Origin of the sequence: Flavobacterium sp. EDS, assembly GCF_020991525.1 — a bacterium.
Taxonomy (GTDB): Bacteria; Bacteroidota; Bacteroidia; order Flavobacteriales; family Flavobacteriaceae; genus Flavobacterium.
Window position 1 is genome coordinate 100,674 of record NZ_JAJMOZ010000004.1, and the last position, 13,755, is coordinate 114,428.

A 13,755-nucleotide genomic window follows, 5' to 3' on the forward strand; every position below is an offset into this window, starting at 1 on the left:
TTTATTTTAGGTGCAAAGCCACAAAGTGACAGGGTTGCAAAGTTTTATTTATATTCGTGTAAAACATCTTCTATAACATCTTCTACAGTTGGTTGATCTGCGATGATGATATTTTTAGTAATTTTTTCTAAAGCTTCTGCTGTGGTTTCTCCAATACAAAAGCATTTTTCATTTTTAATAGTATTGTCTTTCAGATAACTTTCAATTCCAGATGGACTATAAAACATGATTCCATCTACTGGTGAAGTAATTTTTTGAGGTGTTAAGGTAGTTTCGTACACTTTAATCTCATTTAATTTTACCCCAGCATCTTTTAGTGCTTTAGGCAATGTTTCTCTGCGAAGGTTTCCACTAAAAAAAGTATAGCTTTCATTAGCATAAATCAGAGTTATTATTTCGGCTAAATCCGCTGCGTAACCTGTATAAGCTATTACATTAAATCCGCTTTCAGATAATAATATCTTTGTTTTTAAACCAACACAAAAGACATTTTTACTTTTTAATTCTTCTGATTTTGGATCAGATAAAACACTATGAACCGCATTCTGACTTGTAAATATCAAATTTTCATTGATATCTTGAATCTTAAAAGGTTTATTTTGGGTTTCAATGAAATTTGCTTCGACTAAATCAATATTTGCTTTTTGCAATTCTTGTTTTTGAATGCTAGAAAGTACTTTTGTAGATAATATTTGAATTGATTTTGCCATTATTTCTTTAGAGATTCTTTAATCGTTTTCATCAATTCGGCCCCACCGTTTTCAAGAATTTCTTTTGCCATATTAAATCCTAATTTTTTCCATTCTTCGATTGGAACAGTCTTATCTATTTCCATTTTAACTTTTCCATCCAATGAAAACAAAGCGCCTTGAAAATGAAGTGTATCTTCTTCTTCATTATATTGAACCAAAGCTCCTATTGGTGCGGTACAACCTCCTTCTAATGTTCTTAAAAACTGACGTTCGATATAGGTAACTATTTCAGTTTCGATATCGTTAAGTTGGGTCAGGGCATCCAATGCAAAATTATCATTCTCCATTGCTACAACTACCATTGCACCTTGAGCAGGTGCCGGAATCATCCAATCCAGATTAATATAATCTCCTGGTTTTAAATTGATTCTTTCTAATCCGGCTGCTGCAAAAACGGCTCCGCTCCAATCGCTATCGTTTAACTTTTGCATGCGTGTATTTACATTTCCACGTAAATCGACTACTTTATGATTTGGGTATTTGTTTAACCATTGCGCCTGACGACGTAAACTTCCAGTTGCAATAGTAGCTGACTCATTTAAGAAGTCTAGATTCCCTTTATGAACCAAAATATCTAATGAATTGGCTCTTTCCAAAACGGCTGCCTGAACAATTCCTTTTGGCAAAGCCGTAGGAACATCTTTCATAGAATGCACTGCAATATCTATTTCGCCATTAATCATAGCAATATCGAGTGTTTTCGTAAAAATCCCAGTTATTCCGAGTTCGTAAAGTGGTTTGTCAAGTAATATATCTCCTTGTGATTTAACCGCAATAATTTGGGTTTTATATCCTAAATCGTTTAGTTTTTTCTCGACCGTATGCGCTTGCCAAAGAGCCAATTCGCTATCGCGAGTTCCTATTCTTATGATTTTGTCTGCCATTATTATTTTTTAAAACTAAAAGTTGCTTTTTTCACCATTAAGATATTAAGATTCATTAAGCATTGTCTTTAGTTTTTAAGTTGCTAATTATTATATTTAAAATCATTAAGAATTAAGTTTCACTAATTTAGAACTTAACTTTTCTTCATTTCTTAATGGTTCTATTTCTTTTTCCTAATCTTGTAATCTAGAAAAAAACTCGTTCACAAGCGGTTTCATTGATTTTGTTATGTTTAAAGTATTAAAATTAATTAATAACCCTTGAGGTCTCTGCAATAATTTCATGTATGTTAATAATTGCGCTTCATGAATTGGTAATAAATTTTCTATTGCTTTTAACTCTACAACAACACAATCATTGACTAATAAATCTATTTTTAGATCTGACTCTAATTCAAGATCATAATAATCAATTTTAACTACTAATTGTTGTTTTACATCATATCCATTTTGTTCTAATTCATATTTAAGGCATTGCTCATAAATACTTTCTAAAAGACCAGGCCCAAGTGCTCTATGAACTTTAATTGCAAAGCCAGTAATTTCATAAGCCAATTGAGTAACCTCCTTTTTTGTCATAAGAACATCATTTTTTCACCATTCTTTAAAGAATAAAAAACTTAACTTTTCTTAATCTCTTAATGGTTAAAATTTTATTTTGCACCCACTCCTATTTTAAATACTTTTTCGATCCATTCGATACTTTCATCTACCATAGTATCATCATCTTTTAGGTGATTGGCAAAATGTGTTGTAATTTTCTGAATGATTCTTGCGCTGATAATTTCGGCTTGTTCCTCATTAAAATCAGCTATTTTTTTACTTTGGAAATCCAATTCTGAATTTTTTATCGCATTCAGTTTTTCTTTCAAAGCATTTATCGTTGGTGCAAATTTTCTTCCTTTGGTCCAGTTTACAAATTCTTCCTTAATTTCTTCAATAATAGCTTCGGCTGCAGGAATGTGTTTTTTACGATTCTCTAATGTTTCATCTGTAAGTTGTGACAAATAATCCATGTGGATTAGTGTAACTCCTTCCAGTTCTTCTACATTTTCATTTACGTTCTTAGGAATCGATAAATCCAAAATCAATAATGGTTTCTTAAGATTTAGGATTGCTTTATCAACCGTAGGGTTTTGTGCTCCAGTTGCTACAACAACAACGTCGGCCTTTTGTAGTTCAAGATGTAACTCTGAATAATCTTTTACAATAAGATTTAATTTACCAGCTAGTTTTTCGGCTTTATCTTTAGTACGATTTATCAAAGTAATATGTTCGTTTTTAGTATGTTTTACTAAATTCTCACATGTATTTCTACCAATCTTACCTGTACCAAACAACAAGATGTTTTTGTTACCGATATCTTCTACGTTTTTTATAATATATTGAACCGAAGCAAAAGATACTGAAGTGGCACCTGAACTTATTTCGGTTTCATTTTTAATTTTCTTACTAGCTTGAATCACAGCGTTTACTAATCTTTCGATAAAAGTATTGGCCAAACCTAAAGATTTTGATTGTGTAAAGCTTGATTTTATTTGTGCAATAATCTCAAAATCTCCCAAGATCTGACTGTCTAAACCAGTTCCTACTTTAAAGAGATGATTAATTGCTTCATGATTTTTATATACGAAACCTACTTTTTGAAATTCTTCGATAGAACCATTGCTGTTTTCGCAAATCAATTTTATAAGTTGAAAAGGATGCTCAGCAAACCCGTATATTTCGGTACGATTACAAGTAGACGTAACTATTAAACTTTCAATTCCCTCATTCTTGGCTTGTTCCAGCAGGCGCAATTTTGCATCAGCGTCCAAACTAAACTTACCTCTAATCGCAGCATCAGCTTTTTTATAGCTCAGTCCAACTGAATAAAAATAGTGATGTTTCGATACGTTATTATTTTCCATAGATACCCTTATCATAAAAGTGCAACAAAATTATCATTATAGTATTTATAAAAGTAACGCTCAAAGTACTATTTGTGTCGCTATGTGTTTTTTTAATTCTAATTGGTTGTAATTATGCAAAAAACGTTATTTTTGCAGCAAAATCAAGTCTTTCGAATTGTTTTATTTAGAGTTATTCTAAATAAGATTTAGAGTTAGCTTTCGTTTTTAACAAAAAAAAATATCGCTATGAGTTCTCAAGAAATTATTAAAATTGAAGACGACTTTACGCTTATTCGTTTTCAGAATGACAGTTCGGAGGTATTTAATGCCCAACGAGAAATCGGTAGTGGCCTGATACAGTTTCACTTTGGTATAAAAGGAAAAGCAAAATTCCTGTTCAATCAGGGCAATTATGCATTGGAACTACAAGAAGAAAAATCATTGCTTTTATACAATCCTCAAAAAGAATTGCCACTTCATTTAGAGCTTGCTCCTAATTCTTGGGTAATATCAGTAATTGTTTCTATCAAAAAATTTCACGCATTATTCTCGACCGAAGCTGATTACATAACTTTCTTGAGCGCCGACAACAAGGATAAAAAATATTATAACGAAGGAAAAATTAGTCCATCGATGGCGATTGTACTTAGTCAACTATTTCATTATAATCTACATCCATCTATAAAAAACTTGTATTACAAGGGTAAAGGCTACGAGTTATTAAGTTTATACTTTAATAGAACCGAAGACCCAAATGCCGAACAATGTCCATTTTTAATAGATGAAGACAATGTTTTAAAAATACGAAAAGCCAAAGAAATCATTATTGCTAATATGGCCGAGCCACCAGGTTTACAGGAATTGGCAGATGAAATTGGTTTGAACTTAAAGAAACTAAAAATGGGTTTCAAACAAATTTACGGTGATACTGTTTATGGTTTTTTATTTGATTATAAAATGGACTATGCCCGAAAGTTACTCGATAGCGGTTCATATAACGTAAACGAGGTTGGGTTAAAAATAGGATATAGTACTGGAAGTCATTTTATTGCCGCTTTTAAAAAGAAATTCGCAACGACTCCCAAGAAATATTTGATGTCGATTAATACTAATGTTTAAAATCAGTATCAGTTTTCTATATCAAACAATAATTAAAAAATAGTTAATCGCAATTTAACAAAAGTAAGAATCTATACTTTTGCTAAAATTTAAACAAACAAATGCTTAAAGCCTAAAGCTTAAAGCCTAAAGCAATAAAATTATAATGAAAGGTGTATTATTAGTAAATCTGGGTTCCCCCGAAAGTCCAACTCCAAAAGACGTAAAACCATATTTAGATGAATTTTTAATGGATAAATACGTAATCGACGTTCCGTATTTATTGAGAGCATTATTAGTTCGTGGAATCATCTTAAGAAAAAGACCAGAAGAATCAGCACATGCATATGAAAAAATCTGGTGGGACGAAGGTTCTCCGCTTGTGGTTATATCTGAAAGAATGCAGAAAAAAATACAACCATTAGTAGATATTCCCGTTTCATTGGCTATGCGTTATGGTAGTATGACAATTGAAAAGGGACTTCAAGAATTACATGAAAAAGGAGTTACCGAAGTGTTGCTTTTTCCTTTATATCCTCAATATGCAATGGCATCGACTTTAACAATTTTAGTTAAAGCTGAGGAGATTCGTAAAAAGAAATTTCCACAGATGACTTTTACTGATGTTCCTGCATTTTACAATAAACCTGATTATATTAAAAACCTTGCCGATTCTATCAAGAAACATTTGGTTGGTTTTGATTACGATCACTTATTATTTTCTTATCACGGAATTCCGGAGCGTCATATTCGTAAAACCGACATAACAAAATCACATTGTAAAATTGATGGTTCTTGTTGTAATACACCGTCTCCAGCGCATGATTTCTGTTACCGCCACCAATGTTATGAAACGACAAGACAGGTTGTAAAACTATTAGGGCTTCCTGCTGATAAATACAGTTTGACTTTTCAATCTCGATTGGCTGGTGATAAATGGCTTGAGCCTTACACTGATGTTGAAATTGATAAAATGCCTGCAAAAGGAATCAAGAATCTTGCAGTTGTAACTCCTGCTTTTGTTTCTGATTGTTTAGAAACATTAGAAGAGATCGCTATGCGCGCCAAAGAAGATTTTGAAGCAAACGGTGGAGAAGAGTTTTTAGCAATTCCATGTTTAAATGATGATGATGAATGGTGCGAAACTGTTGGAAATTGGATTAAAGATTGGCAAAAGAAAAACTAGAAAACTCTTTTAGATACGTTTTATGGAATATTACAACTACCTGAAATCGCTTCACCTCATTTTTGTAATCACTTGGTTTGCTGGGCTGTTTTATATTGTACGCTTGTTTGTTTACCAAATAGAAGCGAATGACAAGCCGTCTCCTGAGAAAGAAATTTTACAAAAGCAATACAAGATAATGACCTACAGATTGTGGTACATTATCACTTGGCCATCAGCAGTATTAGCAAGTATTTTTGCTTTTTGGATGTTGCTTTTTACCGATATAGGAAAAGCTTGGTTACAAATGCCTTGGATGCATGTAAAGCTTGGTTTCGTATTTTTATTATATTTATATCACGGAAAATGCCATCAGATATTCAAACAATTGCAAAATGACAATGTAAAATACACCACTAATTTCATGCGTTTGTGGAATGAAGGAGCAACGATAATTTTGTTTGCTGTAGTGTTTTTAGTTGTTTTAAAAAATGCAATCAACTGGATTTATGGTGTAATCGGAATTTTTTTATTTTCTGTTTTAATCATGCTCGGATTTAAATTTTATAAAAGATTACGAGAGAAGAAATAGTTTTTTTTAGTTTCAAGTTTCTGGTTTCAAGTTGCCAATTGCGACGGAATCTGAAACTTGAAATCTAAAACAAAGAAAACAAAACTTATGCTTAAGAACTTCAAAATGTCAATGCTTTCGTTGCGTGTTAGGATATTCCTTTCGATGATTGTATTGATTGTTGTGGCTTCTGTTTTACTGGCTTCGATTTCTATCATTCAATTTAAGAATGAAGCCAAAGAATACCATCAAGAACGGTTAGAGCGCAAAGAAAATGCAGTTAAAGAACACATTAACTATGTGTTATCTACAACTACTTATCCTTTAAAAACGGCTAACTTAGATCTGATTTTTAAAGATAAAATTCATGAATTAGCTCAAATTCATAATATCGAAATCAATATCTACAGTCTTAAAGGAGAACTTTTAAAATCATCTAAAGAATCTTTTGCCGTTGATAAAGTTCCTCCTCCAATCCCTGAATACATCTTAAAACTAGTACGTTCTTCTATCGAGAAACGTTTTGTAGATATAAAAACTCAAGATGGTGTAAAAAACCGTTCTTCTTATAGTTTGATTAAAGATGAAAAATTCAAGCCTCTTGGAATCTTAAACTTACCATACATAGAAGACGACGGTTATTATGAAAATGAATTGAATACTTTCTTAATCCGTTTAGGACAGGTCTATTCATTTATGCTTATTGTAGCATTTGCATTAGCTTATTTCCTGTCAACATACATTACCAAATCATTAAAAACTATTTCGGATAAGCTAAGCGAAACCAATCTGAATCAGAAAAATGAAAAGATTGTTTTAGAAGCCAGTAGCAAAGAGATTAATTTCTTAATCAAGTCTTACAACGGAATGGTTGAAAAGCTTGAAAAAAGCGCCATAAAACTAGCACAAAGCGAACGTGAAGAAGCTTGGCGTGAAATGGCAAAACAAGTGGCACACGAAATTAAAAACCCGCTTACGCCAATGCGTCTGACGGTACAGAGCTATCAAAGAAAATTTGATCCTTCGGCTCCTGATGTAAAACAAAAATTGAATGATTACTCCGAAACATTAATTCAGCAAATAGATACTATGTCTGCTGTAGCTTCCGCATTTTCAAATTTTGCTTCGATGCCTGCGCAACAAAATGAAACATTAAATGTGGTAGAAGTTGTAGAACTTTCGTTAGACATCTTTAACGAAGAATATCTGGTGTTTCAAAGTGATGAAGAGGAAATCATTTCTAAAATGGATCGAACACAACTTATCCGAATTATTACCAATTTAGTTAAAAATGCTACTCAAGCTATTCCTGAAATTCAAAACAACAAATCGATTTTAGTTACAGTTAAAAGGAAAGGGGACAATGTTGAAATTACTGTAAAAGACAACGGAATAGGAATACAAAAGCAAGATGTTGATCGTGTTTTTGAACCAAAATTCACTACAAAAAATAGCGGAATGGGTCTTGGACTCGGAATTATAAAAAACATTATCGAAAATTATAAAGGAACAATTACCTTTGAAACAGAATACGGAAAAGGAACCACATTTACGGTTACGCTACCAATTACAAACTCATAAAACAATAGTGTCATGAACTACGAAAATATATTAATCTCAATCGAAGAGAAAATTGCAACAATAATAATTAATCGTCCGACTAAGCTTAATGCGTTAAATAAGAAGACTATTAATGATTTACAAAAAGCTTTTAAGCTATTAGCAAAAAACAATGATGTTCGTGTGATTGTTTTAACCGGAAGTGGCGAAAAGGCTTTTGTTGCTGGAGCTGATATATCTGAATTTGCAAATTATACGATCGAAGAAGGAACTGCTTTAGCGGCCGAAGGTCAGGAGAAATTGTTTGATTTTATCGAAAATCTAAAAAAACCTGTTATTGCAGCTGTTAATGGTTTTGCTCTTGGTGGCGGATTAGAATTAGCAATGGCTTGTCATTTCAGAATTGCTTCTGATAATGCCAAAATGGGATTACCTGAAGTTTCTCTGGGACTTATTCCTGGATATGGAGGAACGCAACGTTTGCCACAACTTATTGGTAAAGGTCGTGCAATGGAAATGATTATGACTGCAGGAATGCTTAACGCTGAAGAAGCAAAAGAATACGGATTAGTTAATCACGTCGTTCCTCAGGCTGAACTTATTACTTATTGCAATACTATTGCTGAGAAGATAATTAAGAATGCTCCAATTGCAATTTCTAAAGCAATTAAAGCTATCAATGCTAATTATAAAGATGGCAAAAATGGTTATGAAGTTGAAATAAAATCTTTCGGTAAATGCTTCGGAACTAAAGATTTCATCGAAGGAACAACTGCATTTTTAGAAAAAAGAAAAGCTGTTTTTACAGGAAAATAGGTTTCTTAACCGCAAAGAAGGCTAATTTTTTCGCGTTAAGTTCGTAAAGAAGATTTAAGCTAAACATTACATACTTTATGATTAAATCGCAAATCACAAAATAATATTAAAACAACATCATGTCTTACGAATCTATATTAAACGAATTTTGGCAAAAAGTAAAAGAAAGTATCCTAAACGGAACTTTTGCTAAACTAACATTAGCCAAAACGATAGGCGACACCGAATTAAAAAACATATATTTTCGACTTGTTATCAACGAAAACAATACTTATGGTGTATCGCTGACTTCACGCTATAAAACAGAAGAAATAGAAACTTTCCATACACTCGAAGAAGCTTTTATTGTTTTAGCACCTTACATTAAAAACCCGTTCCTTACTGCTTTATTATTTACAACCGATGCGGATATTACTTTTAAAGTAAATAAAAAAAATGTGGGAAGTATTATTGAGCAAGCGCCTACCTTTAAGAACGCATCTCCTGTAATGTTAGAGATGATTGAAAAAGGTATCGTATAAATATAAAATTATCATTTAAACCTAAACCAACCTAAGACCCCCATGACGAAAACTACCGTAACCAATTTATTTATAACTGTTTCTCTTTTTATGAGTACTATTACTTTTGCTCAAACAAAAATGAAAGAGTATAAAGCCGGACATATATTTAATATAAGTATTCCTGATTATATGAGTAAAACTGCTGACTTAAACAGTTCTGCAGCAATACAATATAAAAATGAAGTAAAAGACATTTACGGAATTGTTATTTATGACACTAAAGAGGAACTAGGTCTTCTGGATATGAATTACACTTCTGTTAATGAATTTTATGAAGATTTCATTAAAGACTTTCTAAAAGACGAAGAAAAAAGAGATATCTCAAAATTTAAAACAACTAAAAAAGGCGATATCAACTTTATAGAAACAGATGCTAGCTATTTTGACAAAGAAATAAACAATAGCATTTATTACTTTGTTGGAATCGTAGAAACAAAAACTACGTTTTATAAAGTCTTATCTTGGTCTTCGCTACAAGACAAAGATAAATACAAAGCTGATTTTCAAAAAATACTTTACAGTGTCAAAGAATAAAAAAAAGAGCCAAAGTTTAATCCATAAACTTTGGCTCTTTTTTTTGTTATAAACACAATACAAACACTGAAAATTGTAACTGTTTTCGACTCTGCCTCAGGATGACATTACCGAATACTGTGACTGCAAACTAAAAACCGAAACCTATGGTTTTTTGGTAAAAGTATATCCTAGTACATTTTCAATTTTAGCGCTTGATATAACCTTTTTGAGGCTTATATTATCATGATTGAATTTAGGTAAAGGCAAATTGTTTTCTTTTGCTTTTAGAGTGTAATATTCTTTGCGAGAAGGATGAAAAGGAGCAACGGCATTATATAGTTCATCCCATGAATTAGATTCTATTATTTTCAAGATGATCCCCATGCAGTCTTCTAGATGAATGAAGTTGATAGGCGCTTCAGGATTCTCAATATTTTCCTTTCCAGCTAGAAACTTAATAGGGTTTCGGTCTTCACCAATTAAACCTCCAAAACGTAGGATAGTAGTCTTAAAATTGTTGTTGTCCTGCAAGAGAGCTTCGGAAATCAATAGTTGTTTTCCGCTTTCTGTTTCAGGGTTTGGCTTAGTTTGCTCAGTTATTAGTAAATTACTTTCGCCATAAACAGAAGTAGAACTTATAAAAAGCACTTTTTCGATTGTTGATTTTTCAATAAACGGAATTAAAAATGTGATTTTATCTACAAAACTTTCCGTGTTTTCACCACGCAATTTGGGCGGAATATCGATAATCAAAACAGAACTTCCGTTTAAAAAAGTTTCAATTTCAAGTGATATATTTTTGTCGAAAGGCGAATTGTCTTCGTTGAGAGTTATGTTTATTAAATACGGATTAATCCCGGATTCTTTTAATCTCGATATTTTCTCCGTTGAGGTTGTAGAGCCGTTTACAGAAAATCCTTTTGCTATCATTGCTTTCGCTAAAGGAGATCCAAGCCATCCGCAACCTAAAATGCTAATCTTTGTCATTATGTTTTTTAAATCAGATTATGGTACTACAATTGGGCTTGGTCTCAAACTGTCATTTGCAACATTCAGGCTGTCTTTAGCAACTGTTGCAGTAGGAGTAGAATCTAAAACGACTTTCGTAGGTTTTATTTTTTCTCTAATAACAACAGCATCATTTAATACAAAAGGAGTTGGCATCATCCAAGAAGCTCTTTTGCTAACATTTAGCAACGGGTTGGTCAATAAGTCAAATGAGCTCTCTATCAAAGTCATGTCAAAAACAGATTTAGCATCGATATTAAATTGCATAATAAGTGGTTCGTTATTAATAACATAATAACTCAATATTTTAGCCCCTTTACGTTTCAATTTATTCCCTTTCTCTCCAAGCGGAGCTGCTCCGTTTGCTTTAAAATTATTGAAATCCATTTTTGTGCTACCAAAAATGTCATAACGATTTACGTTTCTGTTAGGTGTAATTTTAATTTTTAAATACCTCGTATTTCCTCTTACACTATCCAAAAGAAAGCTAACGGTAGGTTTAGATAATGTTATTTTTGGAGCATCAGCACTATAGGTAAATCCAGAGCTGTATTTACTAAATAAGGGAAGGTCGTTTAAAGCAATGGCATCTTTTGGCTCCTGACCTAAATATTTTTTAGTCCATTCGTCTAGGTTAACATCGTAGGTTGCCCATTTGTAAGTATTATTATCTGCATTGTAGATGTATAATAAACTATTCGATTTTGCTTTTCCGTTTTCATAACCAGAAGTATAACCTCCCCAAGCAAAACATCCAATAGAAGCTACAAAAAAGATAAGTGCCCAAATTCCTTTTTTTAGAAATGAACCAAAAACAGGAAGTAATAATCCGAAGGTTAGAACAGTCAGAATAGCACTTCCAAAAAGCACTTTCAATCCTAAACCTATTGGGAACATGTGAATAAATGGTGCAATAATCAATAAAGTAGGAATGCCAAATAAAAGACTGATTATCAGATTTGCTTTTTGTGTAACTACATAAATTGCAAATAAAAACAATCCGAAGTAAACAGGAATAATCAGGAAACCTGCACCTCTTAAACTATATGCCAGTATTGAATTAATAACTATCCATAAAAATAATGGTGAGATAAAATGATTCATTGTCAACTTTGCATCAGAGAAACTGTTGTAAAATGCAAAGCAAATGGCAATTGTTAGTAATACAAAAGCGGCAATATAGAGATGACCATTATAGGTAAATCCGTTTAGTAAGTCATTGTACTGAGGGTAAATTTGTAATATGATTTTCCATCCTAAAAAAGTAACAATACCAGCAATAGCAATTGCCCCAAGTAAAGGAACAAAGCCTCTAAATATTTCGCTAAAAGTGATAATCCTTTTAGCTTTTCCTATAAAAATTAATAATACAAAAAGACCTAATGCAATAAGAGTCATTGGTAAAACCCATGCAAAAGGATAATTTATAAATGTAAACGGAACTGTAAAATAAACAAAGTCTTCAGTAGTTGGAGCTTTATTTAAGTCAGTATTCGAAAGATATTTCATCAACGGCATTAAGTAGCTACCCTGATGTGTAAGGCTAGTTTTGTTTAAATGTGCAAGATCATCTTGTTGGGTATGATAGTTAAAATGATCGTCTATAAAAGCAAAATTAAATCCCTGAATATCGCCTTGTTCTCTAAAAACGGTCAGATCGGTATCGTTAGGAAGCATCTTGTATATGCTGTACATAAGAGAGTTTGATACTGGGTAAGTTGTTTTTGCTTCTGCAAATTCTTTAACCAGCTTAGCGTTTCCGCTGTTGGTTTCCATAAGCATGTAGCTAGGTCCCGATGTTCCACGAGCTTCAAAATTTATTACCAAACCAACGTCCTTAGCCCATTGATGTTGCGTTACAAAAAGTGCAGCGCCGTTTAAACCTAGTTCTTCGGCATCAGTAAAAAGGATAATAATATCATTTTTGTGTTTCTCCTTGCTGTATAAAAAAGCACGAACTCCTTCTAAAATAGTCGCTACGCCCGATGCGTCATCGCTTGCGCCATGAGAAGCCGAATGAGGGGCACTATCATAGTGCGAGAGTAATAATAAAGCTTTGGTGTTATTAGACCCTTTAATGCGAGCCATGATGTTTTTAGATTTAACCAGATTCCCCCAGTCGCTCATCGTGAAACCCTCTTGAATAGAAGTTTCAAGTCCAAGTTCTTTTAATTCCGATTCTATATACTGCGCAACTACTTCATGATTTGCCGAACCAACATAATGGGGTTTTTGAGCAATTTCTTTTACATGAGTCAAAGCCCTGTCGGTCGAAAACTCGGCAAGTGCTTCTTCTCCCTTAGAAACCCATTGAGGTTTGAGGGTTATATAAATAAAAGCTAGTACAGCAATAATGACTAGAATGGATAAGACGGAATGGATGTTTTTTTTCATGTGGTATTTGGGGGCTAAAGTTCTTTCTTAACAAGCATAAAATAATCGTTCTCCAAAGAACGGTATCCTTGATCATATAAAAAATAGTAGGTGTTTCCTGTTTTGGTTTCAAGGATATTAGTAAAAAATTCAAAATCAAATCCTTTACTAAGCATTTTACTTCTTGTTGTATTTGTTTTTCCTTCGGGATTAAGTTCCGATAATATGCGGTAATTTTTTCGTAATTTGTTGTTTACGTTACGCATAAAGTTAGTACTGTCTTTGTTTATTTTGTTATTATAAGCATTACGGCAGTTGTCGGAGCAGAATTTCTTATCCTCTCGACCTACAATTTTTTCAGCGCATTCCAAGCATTTTCTCATGGATTTACTTTTTTTACTACTAATTGAGCTTAATTTCTTCAGTTATTTTGAGCGAAATAATAGTTTTTATTTGTTTACATTGTTCCTGCTTTCGCCTTTATCTCTACACTACGTTGCGAGGATATCGGCTCTATCAGGGCTAATGAGGGTTAATGGTTTTCTTATTTCTCGCAT

General features: G+C 32.7%; 14 protein-coding genes. 7 read left to right on the top strand and 7 right to left on the bottom strand.

Translation table 11 applies throughout. The annotated features are described in order from the left end of the window. Positions 1–44 precede the first annotated feature (44 nt). The 4 genes from LPB87_RS07655 to hemA all read right to left on the bottom strand — a co-directional run bounded on the left by LPB87_RS07655 (position 45) and on the right by hemA (position 3,546). Positions 45–710, bottom strand: a complete 666-nt coding sequence (locus LPB87_RS07655; RefSeq protein WP_129540229.1) for a uroporphyrinogen-III synthase — start codon at positions 708–710, stop codon at positions 45–47. Continuing rightward, positions 710–1,636 carry a hydroxymethylbilane synthase gene (gene hemC, locus LPB87_RS07660; RefSeq protein WP_230605521.1) on the bottom strand — a complete coding sequence of 309 codons (927 nt, stop codon included), beginning with the start codon at positions 1,634–1,636 and terminating at the stop codon, positions 710–712. Before hemC ends, LPB87_RS07655 begins: the two co-directional genes overlap by 1 nt. Before the next feature lie 174 nt (positions 1,637–1,810). Then, complete coding sequence (locus LPB87_RS07665; RefSeq protein ID WP_129540227.1) at positions 1,811–2,215, bottom strand: GxxExxY protein; 405 nt, start codon at positions 2,213–2,215, stop codon at positions 1,811–1,813. A gap of 74 nt (positions 2,216–2,289) precedes the next feature. Then, positions 2,290–3,546, bottom strand: a complete 1,257-nt coding sequence (hemA, locus tag LPB87_RS07670) for a glutamyl-tRNA reductase (protein WP_129540226.1) — start codon at positions 3,544–3,546, stop codon at positions 2,290–2,292. A gap of 228 nt (positions 3,547–3,774) precedes the next feature. Here hemA and LPB87_RS07675 point away from each other — a divergent pair, with 228 nt between their 5' ends. From LPB87_RS07675 to LPB87_RS07705, 7 genes are all read left to right on the top strand, one after another. After that, on the top strand, positions 3,775–4,647 hold the full coding sequence (locus LPB87_RS07675; RefSeq protein ID WP_230605522.1) for an AraC family transcriptional regulator: 873 nt from the start codon (positions 3,775–3,777) through the stop codon (positions 4,645–4,647). Between the two features lie 145 nt (positions 4,648–4,792). Further along, on the top strand, positions 4,793–5,812 hold the full coding sequence (gene hemH, locus LPB87_RS07680; protein ID WP_129540225.1) for a ferrochelatase: 1,020 nt from the start codon (positions 4,793–4,795) through the stop codon (positions 5,810–5,812). A gap of 22 nt (positions 5,813–5,834) precedes the next feature. Continuing rightward, positions 5,835–6,383 carry a CopD family protein gene (locus tag LPB87_RS07685; RefSeq protein ID WP_129540224.1) on the top strand — a complete coding sequence of 183 codons (549 nt, stop codon included), beginning with the start codon at positions 5,835–5,837 and terminating at the stop codon, positions 6,381–6,383. A 144-nt stretch (positions 6,384–6,527) separates the two neighbouring features. Continuing rightward, positions 6,528–7,943: an ATP-binding protein gene (locus LPB87_RS07690; protein ID WP_129541127.1), complete on the top strand. Its 1,416-nt coding sequence runs from the start codon at positions 6,528–6,530 to the stop codon at positions 7,941–7,943. Positions 7,944–7,955: 12 nt separating this feature from the next. Beyond that, positions 7,956–8,738, top strand: a complete 783-nt coding sequence (locus tag LPB87_RS07695; protein ID WP_129540223.1) for an enoyl-CoA hydratase-related protein — start codon at positions 7,956–7,958, stop codon at positions 8,736–8,738. A gap of 119 nt (positions 8,739–8,857) precedes the next feature. Continuing rightward, positions 8,858–9,259: a hypothetical protein gene (locus tag LPB87_RS07700; protein WP_129540222.1), complete on the top strand. Its 402-nt coding sequence runs from the start codon at positions 8,858–8,860 to the stop codon at positions 9,257–9,259. Between the two features lie 42 nt (positions 9,260–9,301). After that, positions 9,302–9,835: a hypothetical protein gene (locus LPB87_RS07705; RefSeq protein ID WP_129540221.1), complete on the top strand. Its 534-nt coding sequence runs from the start codon at positions 9,302–9,304 to the stop codon at positions 9,833–9,835. A gap of 144 nt (positions 9,836–9,979) precedes the next feature. On the opposite strand, the gene LPB87_RS07710 is transcribed toward LPB87_RS07705, so the two are convergent. From LPB87_RS07710 to LPB87_RS07720, 3 genes are read right to left on the bottom strand one after another with little or no spacing between them, the layout of a single operon-like run. Then, a complete protein-coding gene (locus LPB87_RS07710) occupies positions 9,980–10,804 on the bottom strand; it encodes an SDR family NAD(P)-dependent oxidoreductase (RefSeq protein WP_230605523.1) in 825 nt (274 codons plus the stop codon). A gap of 18 nt (positions 10,805–10,822) precedes the next feature. Continuing rightward, positions 10,823–13,219 (bottom strand): M20/M25/M40 family metallo-hydrolase, encoded by a 2,397-nt coding sequence (locus LPB87_RS07715; protein WP_230605524.1) that lies wholly within the window; start codon positions 13,217–13,219, stop codon positions 10,823–10,825. 14 nt (positions 13,220–13,233) lie between these two features. Then, positions 13,234–13,581, bottom strand: coding sequence for a hypothetical protein (locus LPB87_RS07720; protein WP_129540218.1), 348 nt, complete (start codon positions 13,579–13,581; stop codon positions 13,234–13,236). Between the last annotated feature and the right edge of the window lie 174 nt (positions 13,582–13,755).

What these genes read in the sequence shown, in the direction of transcription:
- LPB87_RS07705 (WP_129540221.1), top strand. Translation starts at nt 9,302, where the DNA reads ATGACGAAAACTACCGTAACCAATTTATTTATAACTGTTTCTCTTTTT.
- LPB87_RS07720 (WP_129540218.1), bottom strand. Translation starts at nt 13,581, where the DNA reads ATGAGAAAATGCTTGGAATGCGCTGAAAAAATTGTAGGTCGAGAGGAT.
- LPB87_RS07675 (WP_230605522.1), top strand. Translation starts at nt 3,775, where the DNA reads ATGAGTTCTCAAGAAATTATTAAAATTGAAGACGACTTTACGCTTATT.
- LPB87_RS07690 (WP_129541127.1), top strand. Translation starts at nt 6,528, where the DNA reads ATGATTGTATTGATTGTTGTGGCTTCTGTTTTACTGGCTTCGATTTCT.
- LPB87_RS07710 (WP_230605523.1), bottom strand. Translation starts at nt 10,804, where the DNA reads ATGACAAAGATTAGCATTTTAGGTTGCGGATGGCTTGGATCTCCTTTA.
- LPB87_RS07685 (WP_129540224.1), top strand. Translation starts at nt 5,835, where the DNA reads ATGGAATATTACAACTACCTGAAATCGCTTCACCTCATTTTTGTAATC.
- LPB87_RS07700 (WP_129540222.1), top strand. Translation starts at nt 8,858, where the DNA reads ATGTCTTACGAATCTATATTAAACGAATTTTGGCAAAAAGTAAAAGAA.
- LPB87_RS07655 (WP_129540229.1), bottom strand. Translation starts at nt 710, where the DNA reads ATGGCAAAATCAATTCAAATATTATCTACAAAAGTACTTTCTAGCATT.
- hemA (WP_129540226.1), bottom strand. Translation starts at nt 3,546, where the DNA reads ATGGAAAATAATAACGTATCGAAACATCACTATTTTTATTCAGTTGGA.
- hemH (WP_129540225.1), top strand. Translation starts at nt 4,793, where the DNA reads ATGAAAGGTGTATTATTAGTAAATCTGGGTTCCCCCGAAAGTCCAACT.
- LPB87_RS07665 (WP_129540227.1), bottom strand. Translation starts at nt 2,215, where the DNA reads ATGACAAAAAAGGAGGTTACTCAATTGGCTTATGAAATTACTGGCTTT.
- LPB87_RS07715 (WP_230605524.1), bottom strand. Translation starts at nt 13,219, where the DNA reads ATGAAAAAAAACATCCATTCCGTCTTATCCATTCTAGTCATTATTGCT.
- LPB87_RS07695 (WP_129540223.1), top strand. Translation starts at nt 7,956, where the DNA reads ATGAACTACGAAAATATATTAATCTCAATCGAAGAGAAAATTGCAACA.
- hemC (WP_230605521.1), bottom strand. Translation starts at nt 1,636, where the DNA reads ATGGCAGACAAAATCATAAGAATAGGAACTCGCGATAGCGAATTGGCT.